The organism is Kribbella yunnanensis, from assembly GCF_039529655.1.
Classification (GTDB): Bacteria; Actinomycetota; Actinomycetes; order Propionibacteriales; family Kribbellaceae; genus Kribbella; species Kribbella yunnanensis.
This window is the reverse complement of sequence record NZ_BAAANF010000001.1, coordinates 172,656-195,752: the sequence shown is the minus strand read 5'-3', so window position 1 is coordinate 195,752 and position 23,097 is coordinate 172,656. Positions and strand designations below refer to the sequence as shown.

The window sequence follows — 23,097 nt, the reverse complement described above, 5'->3', positions numbered from 1 at the left end:
GGGGCTGGGTGACGAAAATGCATCGGATAACGCAAACGCCAGCCTGGGCACAGGCCGAAAGGACTCGGCCGGGGACGTGCGCTGTGGCTGATCACCGCGTCCGGCCGACTTGAAAGACAGGGGGCTGGTCGCCGCGGTGGCTGAGGTGGATGGCGAGTCCGGCGACCGCGGCTCCACGTTGCCTGTGGCTGACTGGCATTGGTTCCGTTAGCCGATGGATTTTCGTCACCCAGCCCCCAAAATCCATCGGATAACGCAAGTCCCCCAGCATCACCCACCCCAGCCACAGCCCGGAAGCTCAGACGACGGGGAGTTGGGCGCGGGCTCGCCATCCGGCTCAGCCACAGACCTGCCCGCCATCTTGGTTTGTCGGCCGCTTTAGCGGTCGAGTGGCGCGGCAGGTCAGCAGCAGGGGGATGGGGTCGCCGGGGAGGCGCCAGAGGCCGTCGGGGGTGGGGACCATGGTGGGGCGGCGTTGGCGGAGGTCTACTGGGTGTTCGTCGAGGCGGTTGATGTGGAGGCCTGCATCGATGAGCGCGTTAAGCAGACCGCTGATGGTCCAGGGCCAGGTGGTTTGGGTGTGGGTGGGGAGCTCTTGGCCGGTGTAGCTGGCGCTCACCTGGACTTCTCGGGGTTGGGTGCGGAAGTACGACGACGTGATGCGGAGGTCGTCGTCGATCTGACCCTGTTGCGGGTGGAACTCACCGACGAACAGCACACCGCCTGGTCGCAGCAACCGCGCCACGACGCGCGCCCACTCGGCCAAGTCCGGCAACCACATCAGTACGCCGTACGTCGCGATCACGATGTCGTACTGCTCCTCCAGTACGTCGGCCGCGTCGTACACGTCGGCCTGCACGAACCGCGCCGCCAACCCGACCTCATCCGCCAACTGCCGAGCCGCCGCGATCGCGGCGGCCGAGAAGTCCAACCCGGTCACGGCAGCGCCGAGCCGAGCCCACGACAACGTGTCGAGGCCGAAGTGGCACATCAGGTGCAGTAGACGCTTACCGCGGACGTCGCCGAGCGCTTCCAACTCGAACGGGCGCAGCGAACTCCCGCCGGCGCGGAAACCGTCCACGTCGTACAGGCTGGCGCCACCAGCATGCGCAAGAGCCCGCAGGTCCCAGCCGGCCCGGTTCCCCTCCACGCGCTCATCCATACCGGCCACGCTAGGTCCCGCCGGCACCGCGCGCGACGGGAATTGCCCCAAGGGGTCAGCGCAGCGGGGTTGGCTCGGCGACGGGTTGGAGGGCGATGGTGGTGGCTTGGATGATGCCGGCGTTGGTGCGGAGCCAGCTGGCGAGGACGACCTGGAGGTCTTCGAGGTCGCGCTCCTCCAGGATCACGCCGGGCACCGGCACACTCGCGCCGAGCTCGGCCAATACCGGGCGCAGATGCTGATCGGCGAGCAGCTTGTGACTGGGCGCGGCTGAGACAGTCACCGGTACGACGACCGCTCCGGCGAGCGCCTGCGGTGGGAGCACGTCCAGGAAGCTCTTCAGCAGACCGGTGTAGCTGCCCTTATAAACGGGCGTCGCGATCACGAGCACCGACGCCGAGGCGGCCAGCTCGATTGCGCTGTCGAGGGCGGTTCGATCCGCCTCGCTCGCGGTCTCGCCCTGGAAGATCGCCGGGGCGATCGTGACCAGGTCGACCAGCTCGTCGATCCGGTACGGCGTTCCTAGCTCGGAGGCGAGCAGTTCGGCGACCGAGGCCGCGGCGGCCGCCGTACGGGAGCCGGCCTTGGGGTTGCCGACGACGGTGACCACCGACTGCGGCCAGACCGGTGGATCCGGGACGATCTTCGGTTCGAACGCGGTTGAGGGCATCTGACCCAGCTCCTGACCATCGGCAGTGATGGATCGAGCGTAATCAAAGTCCAGCCCGCTACTTGACTTTCTCAGATACTGAGCTTCGGGCCCGCAGCTTGACAATCACGAACCAGGTGACTGCGGCGATCGCGCCGCCCAGCACGACCCACTGGAAGACCCCGATCGACGACTCCACCACGTGCCAGCGCTCGCCGAGCTGGTACCCGGCGACGATCAGCAAGGTGTTCCAGATCCCGCTCCCGATCGTGGTCAGCAGCACGAACAGCGGCACCGACAACCGCTCCACCCCGGCCGGTACCGAGATCAGGCTTCGCACGACCGGGACCAGTCGCCCGATCAGCACCGCCTTCGCGCCATGCCGGTTGAACCACTCCTCGGCCTTGTCGACGTCATCCACCTTCACCAGCGGCAGTTTCGCGGCCAGCGTGCGGGTCCGATGACGACCGAGGCCCGCGCCCACGCCGTACAGGGCGAGGGCGCCGATCACCGAACCGAGCGTGGTGAAGATGATCGCGGCAACCAATCCGAGGTCGCCCCGGCTGGCCGCGAACCCGGCCAGCGGCAGGATCACTTCACTGGGCAGTGGTGGAAAGAGGTTCTCCGCGGCGACCGCCAAACCAGCACCGGGCGCACCCAGCTTCTCCATCAGATCGATGGCCCAGCCTGCGATGCCCGTCGGTTCCTCGGCCGCTTGGAGAGCAGTCATGCGGCCAAAGTACCCATCAGGGACAACCCTGAGTGACCTACCGTGACCGCGGTGCGGCTGTCGAGTGCCGGCGTACCACTGTGGCTTGAACACCAACGGATTCCGGCCCCGAGGCGTCTAGCAGCCGCGAGATCGCCAGCTCACCGACCTGGGCGCTCTGCCCGGTGACAGTGGTGAGCCCGGGATGCACGAGCTCGGAGAGGATGTCGTCGTGCCCGGTCACGCTGACATCCTCGGGCACGGACTTACCACGCCGCCGCAGCCCCTCGACCAAACCAGCAGCCAGTACGTCGTCGAACGCCATCACCGCGGTGATCCCCAGCTCGATCACCTGATCCGCAGCCAGTACGCCGTCCGCGTGCGTACCGTCGGTCGGATCAAGTCGCACCAGCTCGATCTCGAGCGCCCGAGCCCGGTCGGCCACCGTACGCGCACGCTGCTTGTTCGACCACGACCCAGCCGGTCCCGGCAGGTACCCGACGCGGCGATGCCCTTGCTCGACCAGCTCGTCCAGCAGCTCGCGCAGCGCCGACCGGGAGTCGGTGTAGACGCTCGGGATGCCTTCGACGATCCGGTTCACCAGAACCAGCGGAACGATCCCACTGATCTCACGGATGTGTACGGCGCTCATCCGCGGCGCGCACAGGATCACCCCGCGGCTCTGCTGGGCGAACTGCTCGCACACCTCCCGCTCGATCTCCGCGTTATCGTCGGTGTCCGCGACGAAGATGCCGGTCTGGTGGCCGCGCGACACCTTCTGCGCGGCCTTCAGCAAGGTGGTCATGTACGGGTTCGAGATGTCCGGGACGACCAGCCCGATATTGGGCGACGTACCGGTGATCAGCGAACGCGCCATCACATTCGGCGTGAACCGCAGCTCTCGCGCGACCTCACGAACCCGATCCGACGTCTCCACCGAGATCCGGCCGGGACTGGAGAACACCCGGGAGACCGTGGAGATCGAGACTCCGGCGACCTTGGCAACATCTTTGAGAGTTGCGGGCTTGGTTCTTGGTGTCATGTCGGCGGAGAGGTTACCAGTGCAAACCTTTGACACACTGGACTACATGACCCTCGGCATCGACCACGCCCCGCAGATCAGCACCCACCCGACCCGAGCCGCCCTCGGGCAGGCAGCGGCGGCCTGGGCCGCGGAGCGGATCCGGCAGGCGATCGAGCGGACGTCCAACGCACGCGTCATGCTGGCCGCCGCCCCCAGCCAGGCCGCGACCCTGACCGCCCTCGCAGGAGAGCCAGACCTCGACTGGAGCCGTGTCGAGTTCTTCCACATGGACGAGTACGTCGGCCTCGCGCCGGAAGCACCCCAGGCGTTCGGCACCTGGTTGCACCAGAACTTCCTCAACAAGGTGCCCCAGGCAACCTTCCACCGGATCGACCCCGAATCCGCCGTCGCGCACTACGAGCAGGTGATGGGTGATGAGCCGTTCGACATCGTCCTGCTCGGTCTCGGCGTCAACGGCCACCTCGCCTTCAACGACCCACCCGCCGACCTCGACGACCCGCGTTCCGCCAAGGTCGTCGCCCTCGACGAAACCAGCCGCCGCCAGCAGGTCGACGAAGGCCACTTCGCCCGACTGTCCGACGTACCGACGCACGCCGTCACCGTCACCATCCCCCGCCTCCTGAACGCCCGCGACGTGATCGCCTCCGTCCCCGGCGCTCCCAAACGCCAAGCCGTCCAAGACACCCTCACCCGCCCGATCGGCCCCGACCACCCCGGTACGGCGCTCCGCACGCACCCGCGAGTCCGTCTCTTCCTGGACGTGGAATCGGATCCCCGTTGATCGCGCTCACCGGAGCAACCCTGGTCGTCGACGACGCCCTCGTCGACGACCAAGCGCTGATCATCCGCGAGGGGCGGATCGAAGCGGTCGTCGCGGCGAACGACGTACCGGCCACTGCCGACGTACACGACCTGTCCGGGTGCACGATCATTCCCGGCCTCATCGACCTGCATGTCCACGGCGGCGGCGGACACTCCTTCGACGACCCCGACCCGGCTGCTCACCAACAGGTGCTCGACTTCCACGCCCGACATGGCGTCACCACGATGCAGGCCTCGCTCGTCTCCGCGCACCCCGCCGACCTGGCCCGCCAACTCGACGCACTCGCCGAGACGACAACCACCAACAGCATGCTGTACGGCGTCCATCTCGAGGGCCCGTATCTCGCCACCTCCCAATGCGGTGCTCACGACCCAACCGCCCTCCGCCCGCCCACCGCCGACGAGGCCGACCGCCTCCTCGCCCGCTATGGCCTCATCACGATGGTCACCGTCGCCCCGGAACTGCCCGGCGTACCGGAGTTCATCCGCCGCCTCACGGCAGCCGGCGTAGTCGTTGCCGCAGGCCACAGCGAAGCCCGCGCACCCGGGCTCGCAGCAGCAGTCGACAACGGTCTAACCCACCTGACTCACCTGTGGAGCTGCCAATCCACCCTGATCCGCCAAGGCCCCTGGCGACTCCCCGGCCTACTCGAAGAGTCCCTGGCCTCGAACCACCTGATCGGCGAAATCATTGCCGACGGCCACCATCTCCCGCCCACCCTGATCGAGATCGCCCGACGCTGCCTGAGCGACCGCCTCATCGCCGTCTCCGACGCCACCGCCGGCGCCGGCATGCCCGAGGGCTACCGCTACCGCCTCGGCATCATCGACTGCGAGGTGGCCTCCGGCGTCGGCATGGTCGTCGGCGCCGACGCCTTCGGTGGCAGCACCACCCCACTGGACGGCATGCTCGCCCACTTACACCGCACCCTGGGCTGGCCCCTCCCCGAAGCCGTAGCCGCCACCAGCACCCGCCCCGCGCGAGTCCTCGACCTCGCCCACCGCAAAGGCCGCCTGACCCCGTCGTACGACGCCGACCTGGCCGTCCTGGCCCCCGATCTGACGGTCGGCGCCACCATGCGAGCTGGCGCCTGGACCCACCGTGGCTAAGGCGCGGGTGGCGTGTCGACCAGGTGATCGAAGGCCAGGCCGCTGGATCCCTCGCCGCGGCCGCTGGTGCGTTTCGCGCTGAGCCACGTCACGGCCCGGCCATTTCGCCAGCGCGTCCGGTTGTAGGCGACGGTGAGTCTGGTACCGGACGCTGGAACCTCCTCTTCGGCGATGAAGTAGGTCTTCGGTCCGGCGCCGTCCAGGTTCTCCCGCAGCAGGTCGGTGCGGGGCTTGACCGGTGAGCCGTCGACGACACTCGGCATGCTCGCTCGTTGCAGGCGGATCCGCCGTTCGGACCCCGGCTCCCGGACCGCGATGAACGGGATCCAGTTCTCCGGGACGCTCGACATCACCTCGTAGTACTCCGGTGCCTTCCGGACTACGCCAGGCGGAGTGGTCGCAGGCAGGCTCTGCCGGAACGCGAGCTCTTCCGCGACCACCTCGGCACCACGGCGACTCTTGCCGGTGACCAGCGGGATCGTCTGCTCGATTCCCCAGACCATGTTGGCCATTTCGTCGCGGATCAGCAGGACATCCTCGAGCGGCGGGCCTTCGGCGATCTTCGGAACGCTGGCCGGTAGGAACAGACTGGTGTCGGCGGCAACGTCTGCCGTGCCGATCGTGTCCATGCCGTACATCGACCAGCGCTGCCAGTTCTCCTCGCGGCCGGTGCCGGCGGCACTGATCCACTGGCGAGTACCGAAGACATCGGTCACCACCAGCCCTTCGACGTCGGCGATGGTCCCGACCGGCAACTCGCACGGCACCTGGAACCAGTCGTTGCTGTAGACCAGCGCGTACTCCAGGAAGATCAGCCGGGCCAGATCGGTGCTGTCCGGCTTGACTGCGGCGAAGTTCGTCTTGCCGTCCTCGACCGCCCACCAGCGCGGCAGCGGCATACCGGAGAACCGCACCGGCGCCGGGAACGTGGTCCGGATCCGGCGGCCGGCCTTGTCCACCGTCCCGCCGAGTGGCGCGCGGGTGTCGACCGAGAAGGCGTGCCAGTCCAGGGTCCCGCCCGGATACTCCTGTGCCGTCAGCACCTTCTCGCCGGTCCCGCCGGCCCGGGCCGCGATCGAGAAGTTGTGCTCCAGCCGCCCCGCATCCCAAGCACTGTTGCCGTTCGGATGGGCCGCATCGACCCCGACCGGTTGCTCCAGGAGCTCGTCGAACCACGCCATCAGTGCGTTCCCAAGGGTCTCCAACGCCGGTTTGGTCAAGAAGGTGACGCCGTCGATGTTCTGCCACGCCTTACCGCCACCCTTGAGGAAGCGATACAGCTTGTAGCCGTCGACCGCGCGTCCGGCGACCGCCTGCATCTGCGCCCACACCTCGGGGTGCGCCACCCGCGCCGCATCCGCGGCCTTGCCAGGATCCGGCAACGCGATCGGGTACTTCTTGATGTACTCGTTCCGGAACCCACGCACCAGCAGGTTCGGGTGGTTGCGCAGGTACTTGAGCCACCGCCGCCCCATCGCCAGCCGCAGATCGAACGACACCGGATCACTGCCGAAGTCGAACGGCAGCACCCGCCGCTCGGCCACCGCTTCCAGCGGCGCGGTTCCCGAGATCGGCTCCACCCCGCCACCGCCCGGCCGGTACCGCGTCGGTGTCGTCGTCGCAACACTGAACTGCGCCGTCACCGGCGTCCCCGCATCACTCCCGAGGAACTCCCCTAGCTGCCACTGGCGAGTCAGCATCCACAGCGGATCCCGCACCTCGGCCCGCAGCGCCGCCCCGAACTCGGTCGTCCGCGGCCGGCCCTCGACCCGGTTCCAGACACCGATCGCCGGGACAGCGCGCGTGTCCAGGCTCGCTGCGAACTCCTCGACTGGCTCAACCATCGGTCCTCCACCGCACGTTGTTCGTCCCCAGGTCGGTGCCGATCGTCGCCGCCGGATCGGCCGCGGACAGGACGGTTGCCGGCAGCAAGTGCGCGTACGCCGTACCGTCCAGATGGACCGGCTCGACTGCCCGGGACTTCGCGAGATCGTAGGTATCGTTGATCGCGGCCACCAGATCCGCGACGCTCAGAGCTTCCTGCGCAGGCGGTACGACGAGCAGCATCGCCTGCGGTGGTTCGGAATCCGGCCGGTCGTAGTGGAACGCCAGCCCGGTCGTCTCCTCGGTGGCCGGCAGGACCTCGGTCCATTCGTCCAGCAGCAGCCCGCACTGCGAGGCCCGTCCGAGCAGCGGATCGTCGTCGTAGTGCGCGGTGAACAGCAGCCGGTCCTCGTTGATCTCGAAGGCCGGTGGGAACTCCAGCGCCAGCCACGGATCCTCCCGCCGGTAAGGGAACTGCACCGGGATCAGCGGCCGTTCCTCCGGCAGGATCAGATCGAGCAGCTTCGGCTTCCGCAGTACGTCGCTCAAGGTGATGACCTGTTCCCACAGCCGCGGCTTCTCCCGCACCCGGGCCATCCCGTGCAGCCAGTCCTCGACCGGGTAGTCCCGGGCCAGATGCGACACCAGCCGGCTGCTGTCGTTGCGGGCCTTCCGCCATTCGTCGGCGAGCGCCGACGGCGGCGTGAACTCCGGCACCACGAGCACGTCCTCGCCGAGCAACGCCTTCAGCGCGTCGATCCCGGCCTCGACCCGATCCGGCGCGAGCACCGCATCGTCGTAGGCCTTGAGGATCGGGACCACGTTCGCAAGCCGCAACTCGAGGTCAGTCTTCAACTTCTTCGTTCGCTCGAACAGGTCGGCCACGAAGGCGACCACCCGATCCCCGTACGGCGTCAGGTCCAGCCCGACCGGATCGACGTCGGCCAGCTCGATCGCCGCGATGTCGGCGTACAGGCCGCTGACCGTCGTCTCGCGGCTGGCGGCGATCCCGGCCAGCTCCTCGACCTTGTCGTTGAACTCGTCGCGCTTGATGGTGAGCTGGAGCCGGTAGAGCCGCGGTGTCCGGGGTCGCTCCTTCATCGGCACGGTGACCAGCAGGTTCTCGATCTGCTGAAGCAACCGGAACCGGTCCTCGTCCGGGGTGCCGCTCGGCAGTTGGTCGTAGTCGTGCAGCAACTGGTCTGCGACGCCGAGGGTGGCACCCAGCCGATCCGCGGCGACGTCGGCGGCCACGAGCAGATCGGTGAAGAGCCCACGCCGCCAGGCCGTCAGCTCACCCCAGCCGCTGCGAACCATCCCGAAACTGCCCGCCGTGACGATCAGGTCCGCGTGCTTGGCGAGTAACGCGTCGACCTCCTCCAGGATCTCGGCCCGCAATGGTTCGGCCGGGTCCGCGGGGAACAGCGAGCCGAGATCGCCGACCAGGTCCTTCACCTGGTCGAGAAACTCCGTCATCGCATCGCGGACGGCGAGCGGCCGGTCCTTGTCCAGGGAGACGACCAGGTCCGCCGTACGGTCGATCGTCGACGATCCCGCGCCCGGCACCAGGTCGGTGGTGCGCAACGGGCGGGCCGTGGTCAGAAGGGTCCGCAACGCGTCGACGAGTGGCGAGAGCTCGAAGAACGTCACCTTGTCCTCGACCCGGGTGGTGTACTCGATCTTCAGCTCGGAGTCGGGTCGCGGCCGGTACAGCTTGGCCACCACGCCGGCGATCCGGTCGTCGAGATCGGTCATCGCTGCCTCGTCCTCGGGACGCAGTGCCCAGAACAGGTCGATCGGTTGCAGCTCCAGGTCGTACTGCGTGATGGTGCGCTTGACCGGCTCGGGCCGACCGTGTTCCCTCCAGCTCACCACGACCACCACGTCTTGCTGGCTCGGCAGCATCTTCGCGACCCACGCGTTCACCGCTGGCTCGGCCTTGGCCCGCGGACCGTTGCCGCGGAACAGCGTCGAACCGTGATTCGGGCTGAGCCCCGAAGTCAGCCGGACCGCCAGTCGATGCGTCAACGACACTCCACTGCGCGGCGACTGGACGACGGCCGGCTCCGGCGGGAACCCCTCCTTCGAGACCGCATCGAGTGTCGCGGCAGCCCGTTCGGTGTTCCCCAGCAGGGTCTGATGCGTGCCCTCGGCAACGATCAGGTCCCCGATCGCGTCGTGGACGTCGAACAGGTCGTCGACCGCGTCAGCGATCGCCTTCGTCTCGTCCGGACCCGCGGGCGGCAGGCCGGGCAGACCGAACGGATACTGCAGCGGATCCCGCCCGGGTCGGGCCACGTGCTGGATCAGCTTGAGCCCGTCGATGACATTGCGGGCCTCGACCACCTCGACCGCGGTGCCGGGCACCGGGCTGGTCTCGTCGATCTTGCCGGACCGCAGTGGGAACCAGCTCCGCAACGGGTCGATGTACTTGTCCAGCTCCACCCGTGGCACCCCGTCGTACCGGTCGTGCAAGGCGCGCTCGAACCGATACCCCAGCAACGCCCCCGGGGACTGTCCTTGCCGCAGTCCGTCGAGCAAACTCAAGGCAACCCGGACGCGTTCGGAGCTCAGGTTCACTGCGAAAACGGTTGGTGTCTCTTCCGCGGCGTTGGCCAGGTAGCCTGCGCGCAACACGGCGGCCGTGGTGGCATGACTCGGCGACGGCGCGTGGATGTAGCCGCCGTTCCCCTTCTCCAGCAGCAACGGTGTCGAACCCGCCGGCTGGAAGATCTCCTTCAGCTTGCCGGTCAGGTCGGTCTTCTCCGTCGGCGCGTCCTTGCGTGGCCGAACCTCGTCCAACCACCCATAGGCACCAAGATGTACGCCGCGCGCGCCGGTCGCCCGCACCTCCTCCAGCCGCTCGTTCACCAGCCCGAGCCGCCAGGCGTCCAGCCGGTACGTCGCTGTGTCCAGGTGCTCGGCCAGCAGCCGCTCGAGTCTCGCGGTCGGCAGGTCGGCCAGTACGTCGAGCGCGGCCGCCTGCTCGGCCAGTCGAGCCGTCGCCGGTTTGCCGTCCGTCAGCGCAGTCGGGATGTAGTCGACCACGTACCGGTTCGGGTCCGACGTGATCGCGGAGTCCTTCGAGTAGAGCAGCCGAAAGCGGCTCGCGCTGGCCAGATTCGCGTCGACGTGGACGAACGCAGGGTCTGCCGTCGGCAACGGCTCGCGACCGGTCGCGGCGTACAGGAGTCGTGCGGCCTCCTCCCAGCCGAGCAGCACCGCGTGGCGGAGCAGCAGGTAGAGCAAGGCGGCCGGCTTCTTGACCAGTCCGTCCTCACGACGGATGCGATCCAGATCGGTTCGCACGTTGGCCGCGAGCCAGGCCAGGTAGTTCTCCGGTCCGATCGGGTCCTTCTCCGACAGCGGTCCCTCGGTCACGAGCGGCCCGAGCAACGGGAATTGCTCGCCGACGAACAGGCGTCGCAGGATGTCCGGGTTCAGCCCGGCGTGGCCAAGCCGCTCGAACAGCGCCCGGATCGGCGGCTCGAGCAGAACCGTGTCCCGCAGCCTGTCGACCACGAGCTGACCTTGGTTGCCGAGGTTCCGCCGGTTGAACAGGTCGTCCACGCTGTTCGCGTAGCGCTGGTGGAACTCGGCAGAGGCCGGGTGCAACGCCAGGATGTCCAGCAGCACCTGGTGACGGTCACCCGGCGAGTTGACGGTCTTCACGTTGGCCGTGGCGGCGGCTGTCCAGTCACCGGCCATCGTCTGCAGCATGGCGTGCAGACCGGTGCGGTGCGGGTTCGCGGCCCAGGCCAGCTTGCTGAACACGGTCGTCGGCAGGACGCCGTACGGCTGCCGCCCGACCTTGAAGGCCGGGATCGCGCCGCGCCCACTGACGTAGCGGGTGAAGAAGGTCCGGGTCTCCTCGACAACAGTCGCCGGTACGGCGTCGGCCAGCGTCGTCTGCAGGTAGGAACCCCAGGTGGCCGGCCAGAGCGCGAGGTTCGCAGCGCGCGCCTCGGCCTGGTCCCTGCCGTCGAAATTCGGTACGCCGGTCAGCCCGGCCGGATCGATCCCGAGCAGCTCGGTGAACCACTCGCCATCGGTCTTCGTCTTCCAGTCGCCCACCGCCTCCGGCAGTCCGAACGCGGTCCGCAGACTCGTCTCAGCAGCCTCGCGCTTGGCCTGGCCGGCCGGTGCCTGCTCGGTGTTGTTGGTCGGCGTGCCTTGCGGAAGCAGCACGAAGCCGTCCGTACTGCGATGTTGCCGGCTGATCAGATCCGCCAGCTCCTGCGCGGATCCCGCCGGCCCGTTCTTCGTCCGCAGCCCGATCACGATCAGCCGGCTGACGCCCTTGGTCACCTTCGGCGTCCGGTCGATCTTTACGCCCATGCCCTTGCGGACCGCAACCTCGAAATTGGTCAGCCACTGCAGGTCCTCCGGCACTCGCAGCGCGCCGGACGTCTTGTCGATCTCGAGCTGCTCCGCCCTCGGCAGCTCCGGGTCCGGGCTGACCGCGAGGTCGCCGGTGATCGGCTCACCAACCTTGTTGATGACCTCCTCGCCGTTCTCCCAGCCGAGTACCAGGAACTTGTCCGGGAGCAGCCGGGCCTGGGCCTTCTTCGTCCACGACGCCTTCGCCAGCTCGGCCGGACGCACCGGGAAGACCAGGAACGCGACCAGTACGGCGGTGTCGTCGGTGATGCTGTCGAGGCCGAGCGGCCGGCGTTTGCGGATCGCGTCCGCACGACCGCCGACGGCTGTGAACAACGCGAGGTCGGCCGCGAGGATCTTCTGCCGATCGCCCTTGGCCTGCCAGATCGCCGTCCAGTAGTTGACGGTGGGCTGCCGGTCGGCGGCCGGGAGCGCGGCCGCACTCGTCACCACCAGCACCGCCGTATCGGCCGGTGCGGTTGGCCGGTCGCCCGGATTGGCTGGCGGGTGCTCCGAGATCAGCCAGCCGGCCCGGCCGATCGCGATCCGGCTGGTCAGCTCGTGCCACGCCGTCTGCTCGGCGGCCGCGTTGCCGGCGGCCCGCCAGATCGCGGTCCAGTAGGCGTCGACCGCGGACAGCTCGGCCTCGGCCGGCTTGTCCTCGAACTTGTCGATCGACCACTCGTCCGGGAAGAACCGGACCAGCAGGTGGTCCTTGGTCCACTTCGTCTCGATCCGGATCGGACCGAGCAGCACGGGATAGATCGGCGCGTCAGTCATGGTTTCGGCAACATCTCCTGTGCGTGCACGGCCATCAGGACCGGCGCCTGGAACAACATGTACGCGATCTCGGCCGAACTCAGCTTCGGTCTCCAGTTCCCCAGCTGCTGATCCTCAGCCCGCTGGTCCAGCTTCTCCTGGTCCGGTCCGACGCCGGTCGGATCGACCTCCAGCGGATCGAGCGGGATCGTCGGTGTCAGTTCACCGGCCGGGACGAAGCCGGTGTGGTCGGGATCGACGGAGTTCCAGGTCAAGTCGTTCCACACCTCGACCTCGACCGGTACGTCCACCGGGTCGTCGTCGATCCCGAAGCGCGGATCACCAGGACGTTCCTTGATCACGAAGAACCAGCCGGCATCACCGGGGTACTTCGCACCCTTCACGTCCTCCTCGGTCAGGTCGAACCCGAGCAGGTAGACGTCCGGCGCCACCAGCGCCTCGTAGATCGGCATCTGGACCTCCGTGGGCCCGGGGTGCGCCGGGTCCACGAAGTCGACCAGATCCCTTTCCTGTTGTGGCATGTCCTGGTTCGTCTTCGGATCGCGGTACCACTTGGCCTTGTGGGCGTAGACGACCGCGTTCGGGTACTTGCGGAGCAGTTCACCCCGGATCACCAGGACGACCTCGTCCTCCTGCTTGGTGGTGCGATCGCGGTTGTCGTGCTTGCCGAGTTCACTGTCCGCCGTCCAGCGGTGCAGCGGTTCGATGTCGTAGAGCCGCTCCCGGCGCTGGGCCGCGGTCTCACCAGGCAACGGCAGCTGCGACTTCACGTCCCAGAACTGACGGAACGGCGTACCGCGCTGGTCGGTCGGGAACTCCCGCCAGAGCAACTCGCGGGCCATCTCGTGGTTGAGCCCGACCAGGTAGGACTCGATGAAGGGCTGGTTGACCTTGAGCAGGGTCACGCTGTTCGGCGGCACCTTGTTGATGCCCGGCACGAAGTGTTCGTCGCCCTGCTGGAGCAGCGCCTCGTACATCGGGGTGTCGAAGGTCGGATAGGCCATCGCCTCGACCAGCTCACCGGCCTCGGTGCGGAACCGGTCCGGCCGGTCCACCACCTTGTCGAGAGCCTTCGGGATCGTCTTCTCGGGACTCAGTTCGGCCAGCAGCGCCGTACCGGTCGAATCGGCGCCGAGCGGCTCGCGGGCCTTCACCTCGCCCGCCACGCGTGCATCGTCCCGGTTCGCCTTGAACTGGCCGATCGCGCGTTTGAAGCGATCGGCCTGGTCGCTGTCGGTCAGCTCGTCGCCGCGGTCGAAGACCTTTCCGGCGCCGGGGATCGAGATCTCGAAGAACTGGCTGAACGGCAACTCGCCGTCGAATCCGCCGTCGTCGGCGAGGCTCGGCCAGGCCGGCAGGGCGTCCTCGAGCTTCTTCGGGGTGACGACCGCGGGCGGAGTTTGCTTCGCTTCGGCCGCCACCGGACTGTCCGGCTCAGCCTTGTCCATCAACGGCACCAGCGCCGTCGGCGGAGCCTCCTCGGAGAACTTCAGACTCCGGACCAGCCGCGAGCCCGGCCGCATGATCCGGCGCATCTCGGCCGACAGCGGCGCGGTCGCGACCACGCTCTCGGCCACCCGGAACCCGACCGCGAGCCGCTCACCCACGGCATCAAGGGAGGGCGAGCTGGTCGTCACCCGAGAGTTGGCGGGTGCCGTCAACGCCAGCGTCTGCCCGGTCCGCAGTGGCGCCGATCGCAGCCCAGGCGTGACCGGCTTGGGCTCGAGATGCTTTTCCTGCAAGGCAAGTCCGACCCGTACGGCGAGCTGCGCGGCCCGGATCCGTTCGTTCGCCGCGACGACGTCGCCGACCTGTTCCCAGGCCTTCGCCATCAGCTCTTCCTGCTGCTCCTGGATCACCTGGGTGCCGAAGTTGGCCGCCACCCGGTAGCGCGGATCGAGATTCAGCTTGTGGATCCAGTTCCACGGGCGGTCGGCCGGACGCTCGGTGCTCAGACGACTGGCCAATGCCGGCCAGCGCCCATAGAGCGGCGGGGTGATGACCGGGTCCTCGTCGGCGGCCAGGCCGGTCGGCGTACCGGGTGCCGGCACGTAGTCGTCCGCCAGGTTGACGAACTTCGCGAGCGCCACCTGGAACGGATGCGGCACCGGCTCGTCCGGCCACTCGTCCCACTTCTCGTAGACATCGTCGTCGGGCTGTGCCGGCGACTTGAGCGCGCCGCCCAGTTTCAGTACGCCGTCCAGGTCGGTCGGCGTGGTGATTCCGGGTACCAGCGGGTGCTTCGGGTCCTGCACGTCCATGTCGCGCCGGCCGACATCGGCGCCGAGCCGGACCGGCTTGAGCAGCCGCACCAGCGCCTCGAAGTCGCCGGTGTTGCCGGTGCTGAAGTACCAGCGGTGGTAGTACGGCAGCCGGGTGCCCTCGGGATACGCAACTCCACCACCCCAGGCGTACGTCGTGAGCGCCTCCGCCGGATTGCCGCCGAGACCGGCCAGCCGGCCCGCCTCGAACGCCGGCACCAGAAACGCGTGGTACGACGTGTTCGGCAGCAGGTGCCGTGGGCAGATCAGCCGGGAGCTGGCGTTGTCCGCATTCGCCGCGAGCACCCGCTGCAAGGCGGCCAGCCCATTGCCGGGTTTGTCGGCCAGGACCGCCGGGTCGAGCGCGCCGTTGACGTGGACGTGCGCCCACGCACCGAGTTCCTCCGGCTTCGGGAGCACCTTGGGGTCGACCACGTCGATGAACGGCAGCGGGCGATCCGGCCGGACGCCTTCCTTGAATTCACCGGTCGCCGGGCCGTGGTCGTCGACCGACTGCGGATCCTTGCCTCCGGCAAGCACCACGAGGGCCAGCCAGGGTGCCAGCCGGCCGGACTCGGCGTCGGACGACGCCGGGCTGTACCGCCAGCAGAAGTCCTCGTCGTAGAACTCGATGTGGGCCAGGTAGTTCGGCTCGACGTTGGTGATCCACGGCCGCGGTTCGGTCCGGACGATCGCGCGCGGGTCCACCCCGACCACGTCGCCGGGTCCGTAGATCTCGACGTGTTCGGTGACCGGCTTGGTGATCCGTTCGCCGTTCAGGCCCTCGCCGACGATCTCCAGCTCGATCGGGATCTTGGCCCGGATCGGCGCCGGCTGCCCGAGCTGCGGTGGCTTCAGCTCCTCGAGCTTGGTCGCGATCCCGGTCCGCAGCCAGGGCAGGAACGTGTAGACCGAGTCCTTGACCGCGTCGTAGGTGGCGTTCGGGTCGGTGATGATCTCGTTCGTCACGGCGCCACCGCGGCGTTCAGGCTGTAGATCTCGGCGTTCTTGGTCAGCACGTTGACTCCTGGCTGCGCGGTGGCCGCACCGGACTTCAGCACGCCGCCCACGACCAGGACGCGATCGTTCGACAACGCGACGGCACCGAATCCCCAGCGGCCTTCGACTGGCGCGGGTGTGGCGGCCCAGTCGCTCGTCAGCAGGAACGAGTTCTGATAGCCGGCGTCACCACCCGTGCCGCCGATCGTCAGGACCTGATTGGCCTTGACCTCGATAGCGCGCTGCGCGGCCCGCCCGTACGGGAGAGACTTGGCCGCTGACCAGGTGCCACCGGCGTACCGCTCGACCGTGGCCTGGCTGAACGGATCGAAGGTCGCTCCGGTCGGGCTCCCCGGTGCGGCGCCGCCGATCGCGAGGACGCCGCCATCGGCAAGCTTGACGACCGAGTGCAGGCGACGGCCGGCCGCGAGACTCCCGGTCGGCTCCCACGTGGTGCCGTTGAACAACTCGCAGTACGCCAGACCGACTTCGCGATCCGGTCCGACCGAGGTGGCGCCACCGACGACCAGGACCTTGCCGCCGACCTCGACCGCACCGTGCCCGGTCCGCGCGGACAACATCGGCGGCGCGTCGGTCCACTTGCCCGTTGCCACGTCGAGGATCTCGGCGGTGGCCAGCGTTCGCACTCCCTGACCAGAGCGTCCGGTGCTGCCGCCGGTGACCAGCACCTTGTCGCCGGCCAGCAGGGTGGCGGTATGTCCCCAGCGGCCATCCTTCATGTTGTTGGCGACCGCCGTCCACTTGCCGGTCGAGACCTCGTACAGCTCGGCGGTCGCGAGACCGGGTGCATCCGGGCTGAACGCACCGGTCGCGCCGCCGATGACGAGCACCTTCTTCCCGCTGTCGACAACAGTGACGGTGTGCAGCCTTCGGGCCGTCGCCAGCTTCTCGGTGGCGGGCGTCCACACGGCTGCTGCCGGATCGACCAGGAGCACCTCGTCCACCGCGGCGCCGTTCGTGTCCGAGCCGCCAACGATCAGGACCAGTTCCTTGCCGTCCTTGGTGACCTTCACCGGGCCGTCGTACTGGCCGAGCCAACCACGCGGGGCGGGCAAGGTCGCGGTGGTTGCAGTCCACTTGCCAGTGGCCGCCAGAGTCGAGCTCGTCATGCGTCCGGACCTCCGTCGTTCGTTACTCGTCTGGTCATGGCAGGTACGTCTCCGCCGTCGTGCTCTGTACGTCGGTGCCTGGCTCAGGTGTCGCCGTACCGGCCAGGGCGGTGCCGCCGGCAACGAGGACGCGACCGTCGGCCAGCGTGATCGCCGTGTGTCCCCAGCGACCGGTGACCAGGGCTCCAGTTGTCGTCCAGGTGTCCGCAGCCGGGTCGTAGCGCAGCGCCCCGGCGAAGCCGGTGTCGAAGCTCGGACCGGAGGTTCCACCGACGACCAGTACGCCGCCCGTCCGCAGCGCGACCGCCTGGTGACGGCTGCGGCCGACCGGAAGGTCTGCTGCCGTCTTCCACGATTTGTCGTCGAGCTGGAAGACCTCCGCGCTGGTCCGGCTCCGCGGATCGAACTCGCCCTTGATGAGGAAGGCCGGAGCATCGCCACCGGTGACCAGGACCGCGGTGCCGTCCTTGATGGCTGTTGCCTGGTGGCCGACCCTCGGCACGTTCATTCCGGCGACCGGCATCCACTTCTTCGCGGCGACGTCGTACAGCTCGCAGTAGCTGATCGCCGCCCGGGCACCGGGGCCGGTCGCGGTCGCGCCGCCGGTGACGAGGACCAGATCACCGGCCAGCGCAACTGCCTGGTGGTCTTCCCTCGCCTCGTTCATCGAGTCGATCGCTGTCCACTTGTTGCTCGCGACATCGAAGATCGCGGCGGTCGCCGTGGTTCGGCCGTCGTTGCCACCGGCCACCAGAACATTGCCTCCGGCAAGAACTGTCGCGGAGTGACCGAACCTGCCGGTGGTGGTGATCTCGGTCCACTTGCCACTCAGGGGGTCGAACAATTCACTGGTCCCGACGAGTTCGTCGGTGTCCGACAGACCGCCGACAACGAGGACCTTGCCGCCGGTCAGCCCGGTGACCGTGTGCCGGCGGCGAGCCTTCGTCAACGCCGGGCCCGGCAACCAGTTGTTCGCGACCGGGTCGTAGATCGCGGTGTCCTTGACAGCCTTGCCCTCGGCATCGGTGCCGCCGGCAATCATCACCCGGCCACCCGTGAGCCGCACTGCCGTCGTACCGGACACCGCAGGCGTCGTACCGGCTGGAGCCCAGCTCTGCGGTACGGCGAGCGGTCCCGCTGCTTCGTCCTCACCGATGACGTGCAGGGTGCCGGCCAGACTCGGCTCGTCCTCGATCCAGCGGTCCAGGGCCTCGGTCGCGCCCGACTGGCTGCGGAACGTTCCGTCGGCGTCCGGGTTGGTCGGAGGGAAGGCCTGCAGATTGTTCCGGACATAGGCGACCACGAATCGCTTGCCAGTCACCCGCACGGTCTCGCTGGCGGCGTACGGCTGCTGGTTGCGCGCCGTCCGCTGCGACAAGGGCGACCGGGCAACGCTACTGCCGTTGGTGAACTGGCCGAACAGCACCGGATTGACGTTGTGGAACCGCTTCCGCGTCCCGGGCCGCGATGTCACGGTCGCGGCCCGCATCGCCGTCGTACCACCCTCCAGCGGAGTGTTGTCGGTGATGATCAGCTCGTACCGGGCACTTCGCCGTACGACGTGAGTTGTGGCCAGCGCGCCCGTCGAGGCCGCGAGCTCGATCCCGGCGTTCTGCTGCTCGTACGCCGGACGCGAGAGCTTGGCCGCATCGTCCATGGTCTGGAACTGGGCCATCGCGAACTTCTCGCCGGTCGACGTCACGCGCTGCAGGCCGCTGCGATCGGCCGGCTTGATGCTGAACCGGCGGCCGTCGCTGGGCTCCTGTGCGCCAAGCCGGTCCATCCGGATCTCCAGTGGAATGGCCCGCTGCCGGACGAACAACGTGCCGAGCGGATGCAGGACGAGCTCATCGCTGTCCGGCAGATTCCGCAACGTCACCAGCGGGACGACACCGCCGGTCGGCAGCCGGGTCTCCCAGCCTTCGAGCTTGGCGAACTCGGCGGCCAGGATCGGCAGCACCGCGACCGGCGGCAACGTGGTGTCGTTGCTCTCGCCCCAGCTGATGTCGAAGTCCGCGGAGATCTCGAAGAAGAGCAGCGAGATCGAACCCCGCCCATGCGCCCGCCACGGCGACGGACCGGACAGTTCGAAGTACAGGTCGATCCCGAACAGCCCGACCCCGAACGCCTTCAGCGACACCGAGGCCGAGATGGCGATCACGAAGGAGAACGGCGAGAACCGGAACAGCGCGTCGAAGGCCAGGTGCCCGTGGATGCCGAAGTCGTCGAAGCCCAGCACCAGCTCGGCCGCCGCGCCGAACTGCACGGTGTTACTGGTGAGCGCGAAGTAGCCCTCGACCCGGATCCGCCGGCCGGGCTGGTTGAGGATGTCGACGGCCAGCCGGGGTGGGACGTCGAACGGCAGGTTCGGCGGTTTGTACGACGGATGGAACCCGCCGACCGACAGCACCAGGTCGGCGTCGTCGCCCCAGCCGACCAGCAGCCCCATCCCGCCTTCGATGGTCATCATCAGGATCCGCGACTCGAACAGCACCGCATTGAACCAGAGCCGCTGTTTGTCGAACTCGATCGCACCGATGAAGTTGACCTGGATCACCAGCAGCGGCAGTTCCTTGGCCGGCAGGATGCAGCGCAGCACACCGACGATCGCGATGTTGCCGGGGATCTCGATGATCACGCCGATCGAGATGCTCAGCAGGGTCGGCGTCCCCCAGCCGATCTTCGCCATCGGGCCGATCAGGAACTTGCCCTTCTCGGCCGGGAAGAAGCTGCGCAGGTCGCTGATGATCCGGGGCGCGTTGGCGACCACGTCCTTGGGGAACATCACCGACTCGATCGCGTTCGAGCGCACGCCCTTGGCCAGCGCGTCGAGGTTCATCCGGCGGTTGATGCCGACCAGACCGCCGACGGCGAGCAGCGTGAAGCCGAAGCCGAGCTGCAGCCCGCCGGGGAACTCGGCGGTGATGATGATCAATAGCGAGAAGCCGTCGGTGCCGTCGGGCATCCGGGTGCTGATCAGGCCGATCGCCTTGAGCTCCAGGAAGCCGGCGAACTTCAGTTCCAGGGCACCGGCGTACTCGCCCTTGTCCGGATCGGCGTACAGGTAACCACCGCCGGTGATCACGCCGACATCGACCTTGAGTCCGACCCCCGACGGCGGCTTGAAGCCGAAGGTCAGCTCGGCGGGTCCGAGGTTGCCACCGCCGGCCGGGAAGGAGAGTTCGGCGGTCAGGCCCATCCGGTCGACGCTCGCCTGGATGGGACCGAGAGCGGCCTTGAAACCGGCGGAGAGTTCGAGCGGGATCGAGCCGCCCTGGACGCCGACGCCGACGTACAGAGTGGTGAGCTCGACCGGGCCGGCCTTGAGGTGCAGCGGGATCTGGATCTCCAGGCCGCCGTTGCCCCGGAAGCTGAGGCCGTTGCTGTCGATGGTGATGCCGAGGTCGAAGTCGGCTTCGAGTTTGGCGCCGGCGCCTTTGAGGACGGTCGAGAGGAAGCCGTCGGCCTTCGAGAAGTCGACGAGCAGTTTGCCGCCGACGAGATCCGCCTCGGCCACGACACCGGCCGCCTCGCCGCCGAACGCCGTACCCAGGGAGAACTTGATCTCCTTGACGCTCAGGCCGGAGCCTTCCGGCGTGCCGATCAGCTGGATCGGGCCCTTGCCCAGCTCCAGCGCGAGCTTGCCGTTCAGACCGGCACCGGGAGCTTCGGGGACCAGCTCGCCAGGGGGTTCGAGGCGGAGGGTCGGGCCGACGTTGAGCGAGCCGGATCCCTTGAGCTTCGTCTTCCAGCCAGGGAAGAGAGCGAGGTCCAGGTCGAAGCCGCTGAAGTCGAAGACGTCGAGCAGGATCCGCAGCGCATCGGGCGCCGAATCGGGGACCGGGCGGACCCGGAAGAGGAAGGACGCGAGCTCGACACCGTCGTCGTGCTTGATGAACACGGCCGGAAGGTCCCAGCCCAGCAGAGCTTCGGTGATCGCCTCGAGGAACTTCTCGGCGTCGAGGTCGTCGCGTCCCCAGCCGTACTGCTCCTTGAGCGAATCGGCCGGGCTGCGCAGGAACGTGCCGAGCCGATCGAACCGCAACCGCCGCCGCCTGAACGGCGGCCGATCGCCGTCGCGGGCGATGTCGTCGTTCTCGATCAACCCGAACAGCACCGCGGTCTTCGCGAACCCGGGATGTGCGGACAGCAGGTAGGTCGTCGCGGTGTAGTTGATCAGCGCGTCGGGCAGATCGACCAGGACAGCCTTGATCGGATCGCTCAACGGCCCGGACGCGTTCACCGTGAACTTCACCGTCTCGGACATCACCTTGCAGGCCCAGAAGGCCGGCGGGATCACCCTGAGCAGATCAGCCAGCGCGTCCGCACTACCGGTCTGCTGCAGGGCTTCGACCTTGGGCGGTACGGCGGTCAGCGCGCTGAGCGCCGTCTTGGCCGACGCGACGACCGCGGGATCGTTCGCGACCGCGGGCGAGACCGGCAGCCCCAGTTCGCCGTACAGGGCGGCGATCTGATTGTCCTTGAGATAGCTGGTGATCGGTTCCAGGAACCGCCCGACCTCGACCGCCAGCTTCTCGACCGACCCGGCCATCAGGACTGCACTCCGAAGGTGGCCGCGCTCTGCAGCAGCGCGATCAGAGCGGACTGGATCTCCCGGTTCTGCTTCTGGAACTGGGGATTGTGGGCGGCGTAGACGGGATGGAAGAGTCCTTCCTCGTCGTCCCCGGCCTCGAACACGCACGCGTAGGTGGGCGGCCGATCGGGCCTGATGAACTGCAGCGCGGTCGCATAGTTCTGACTGGTCGAGGTCAACGGGCCCCCGAAAGCCAGCCACGGTTTGGCGTCCTGCTGGGCCAGATGCACGGTGTGGTACTCGGCGAAGCCGCCCGAGGCCGGCAGCTCGCCGCGATTCGCCGAGCGCAGGATCGCACTGGCCATCAACCGGCTGATGAACTCGTTCCGCTCGGCGATCCGCGGTGGCAGGTACTCCTTGTAGTCCACCCGGCCGACCGGGAACTTCGGGTCGTCGGCCATCAGGCCGTCGCGGGTTCCGTCGTACACCGGGTTGCGGTAGGTCATCGCCGGGTTGGTCCCGTTCTCCTCCATCCCCCAGGACCACATGATCGCGCGGCCGGCGGTGTGGACATCGACGAAGTAGCTGATCGGATAGGTCTCCATCAGCGTCGCGACGTTCCTGGTCTCGATCTCGGACAGCGGCGCGGAACCGCGGTACAACTCCCCCACGGCACCGTCCCCGGGCGTCTTGTCGGACGGTGGGCGGCCGTAGCGCGCCCGGTACAGACCCATCTGGTAGTACCTGTCGAAATCCCAGCCGATCGGGAAGTTCCGGTTGATGTCGACGCCGTGCGCCGGGTTACCCTTCGGATCCGGTCCGACCGATCGCCTGCTCTTACGCCAGCCGTACTTGTGGATCTTCGGGTGGTCCAGGTCGAACTCCCGCCCGTCCGGATTGGCCAGCGGGAAGATCAGCAGGTCGACCTTCCGGAGGATCGGGACGATGGTCTCGGCCTTGATGACGTACTCCGGGAAGTACTGCGGCCGGTCACTCGGCAGTGGCTTGTTCTTGTCCCCGCGGAAGCTGATGGTGGTCGCCGGGAAATAGAGATCGGCGCCGTCGTGGTAGGCGGCGAGCAGGTTCTCCGCGAGCGACAGCAGGGCGTCCGGCGGCACCCACTCCCGGCCGTGCAGACCGCCGGTGAACAACACGACCGGGCGCTTCGGCCCGGACGGTCCGACACCGATCTTGAGATAACTGCACTTGTTCCCACCGCTCGTCGTTTCGAGCATGATGCGCTTGCAGTAGTCCTTGTACTTACTGGCCAGGGCGTCCAGGCCCGCCTCGATCTCGGACGCCCGCCGAGGCTTCAGCAGCGGGCCGGGAGTGACACCTCCGGAGAACGCGATGGTCTCGGTCGGCGGCGGGCTGCCGATCTCGTCGTAGTACGCGAGAAGGTCGGCATCGGACATCAGCTCGTAGACATCACAGCCGCGCTGCTCCAGAACCGGGATCACCGTCGGCGGCGCCATCGCGGCGATCCGCCACTTCACGCCGTCGGTCCACAGCCTGGCGCTGTCGGGGTCAAGGTCGAGCTCTTCGATGTCGCGGAGTCCTTCGAGCACCTCAGCAGTACCCACCACGCGCAGCAGACTCACCCTCGGCCTCCCCAGTCCCAGCTCGCCACGTTCCTCGCTGGTCAGCCTGACCGTTCAAGATGCGACCATCAACGCGAAGTCACCGACTGTG

The 23,097-nt window shown here is 68.1% G+C and carries 12 protein-coding genes; 2 read left to right on the top strand and 10 right to left on the bottom strand.

The genetic code is table 11. The features are described from left to right. Positions 1-337 precede the first annotated feature (337 nt). Genes ABD231_RS00860 through ABD231_RS00845 form a run of 4 tightly spaced genes read right to left on the bottom strand, consistent with a single transcriptional unit; the run spans position 338 to position 3,562 of the window. A complete protein-coding gene (locus tag ABD231_RS00860) occupies positions 338-1,162 on the bottom strand; it encodes a class I SAM-dependent methyltransferase (RefSeq protein WP_344144021.1) in 825 nt (274 codons plus the stop codon). Positions 1,163-1,217: 55 nt separating this feature from the next. Beyond that, the gene (locus ABD231_RS00855) at positions 1,218-1,832 is read right to left on the bottom strand and encodes an NADPH-dependent FMN reductase (RefSeq protein WP_344144019.1); all 615 of its coding nucleotides are present in this window, start codon (positions 1,830-1,832) and stop codon (positions 1,218-1,220) included. A 58-nt stretch (positions 1,833-1,890) separates the two neighbouring features. Beyond that, complete coding sequence (locus tag ABD231_RS00850; protein ID WP_344144017.1) at positions 1,891-2,541, bottom strand: DedA family protein; 651 nt, start codon at positions 2,539-2,541, stop codon at positions 1,891-1,893. A gap of 37 nt (positions 2,542-2,578) precedes the next feature. Continuing rightward, positions 2,579-3,562, bottom strand: coding sequence for a LacI family DNA-binding transcriptional regulator (locus ABD231_RS00845; protein ID WP_344144015.1), 984 nt, complete (start codon positions 3,560-3,562; stop codon positions 2,579-2,581). A 46-nt stretch (positions 3,563-3,608) separates the two neighbouring features. On the opposite strand from ABD231_RS00845, the gene ABD231_RS00840 reads away from it, so the two are divergent. Beyond that, positions 3,609-4,346, top strand: coding sequence for a 6-phosphogluconolactonase (locus ABD231_RS00840; RefSeq protein WP_344144013.1), 738 nt, complete (start codon positions 3,609-3,611; stop codon positions 4,344-4,346). After that, positions 4,343-5,497, top strand: a complete 1,155-nt coding sequence (locus ABD231_RS00835; protein WP_344144011.1) for an N-acetylglucosamine-6-phosphate deacetylase — start codon at positions 4,343-4,345, stop codon at positions 5,495-5,497. Before ABD231_RS00840 ends, ABD231_RS00835 begins: the two co-directional genes overlap by 4 nt. Here the strand turns inward: ABD231_RS00835 and ABD231_RS00830 are convergent. From ABD231_RS00830 to ABD231_RS00805, 6 genes are read right to left on the bottom strand one after another with little or no spacing between them, the layout of a single operon-like run. Further along, the gene (locus tag ABD231_RS00830) at positions 5,494-7,341 is read right to left on the bottom strand and encodes a hypothetical protein (RefSeq protein ID WP_344144009.1); all 1,848 of its coding nucleotides are present in this window, start codon (positions 7,339-7,341) and stop codon (positions 5,494-5,496) included. The genes ABD231_RS00835 and ABD231_RS00830 overlap by 4 nt on opposite strands. Beyond that, positions 7,334-12,481, bottom strand: a complete 5,148-nt coding sequence (locus tag ABD231_RS00825) for a hypothetical protein (protein WP_344144007.1) — start codon at positions 12,479-12,481, stop codon at positions 7,334-7,336. The genes ABD231_RS00830 and ABD231_RS00825 overlap by 8 nt, the downstream gene beginning before the upstream one ends. Continuing rightward, positions 12,478-15,711 (bottom strand): hypothetical protein, encoded by a 3,234-nt coding sequence (locus ABD231_RS00820; protein ID WP_344144005.1) that lies wholly within the window; start codon positions 15,709-15,711, stop codon positions 12,478-12,480. Before ABD231_RS00820 ends, ABD231_RS00825 begins: the two co-directional genes overlap by 4 nt. Then, positions 15,708-16,871, bottom strand: a complete 1,164-nt coding sequence (locus ABD231_RS00815; RefSeq protein WP_344144003.1) for a Kelch repeat-containing protein — start codon at positions 16,869-16,871, stop codon at positions 15,708-15,710. Before ABD231_RS00815 ends, ABD231_RS00820 begins: the two co-directional genes overlap by 4 nt. A gap of 34 nt (positions 16,872-16,905) precedes the next feature. Continuing rightward, complete coding sequence (locus ABD231_RS00810; RefSeq protein WP_344144001.1) at positions 16,906-21,423, bottom strand: DUF6603 domain-containing protein; 4,518 nt, start codon at positions 21,421-21,423, stop codon at positions 16,906-16,908. Continuing rightward, on the bottom strand, positions 21,423-23,006 hold the full coding sequence (locus ABD231_RS00805; protein ID WP_344143999.1) for a M14 family zinc carboxypeptidase: 1,584 nt from the start codon (positions 23,004-23,006) through the stop codon (positions 21,423-21,425). Before ABD231_RS00805 ends, ABD231_RS00810 begins: the two co-directional genes overlap by 1 nt. Positions 23,007-23,097 lie beyond the last annotated feature (91 nt).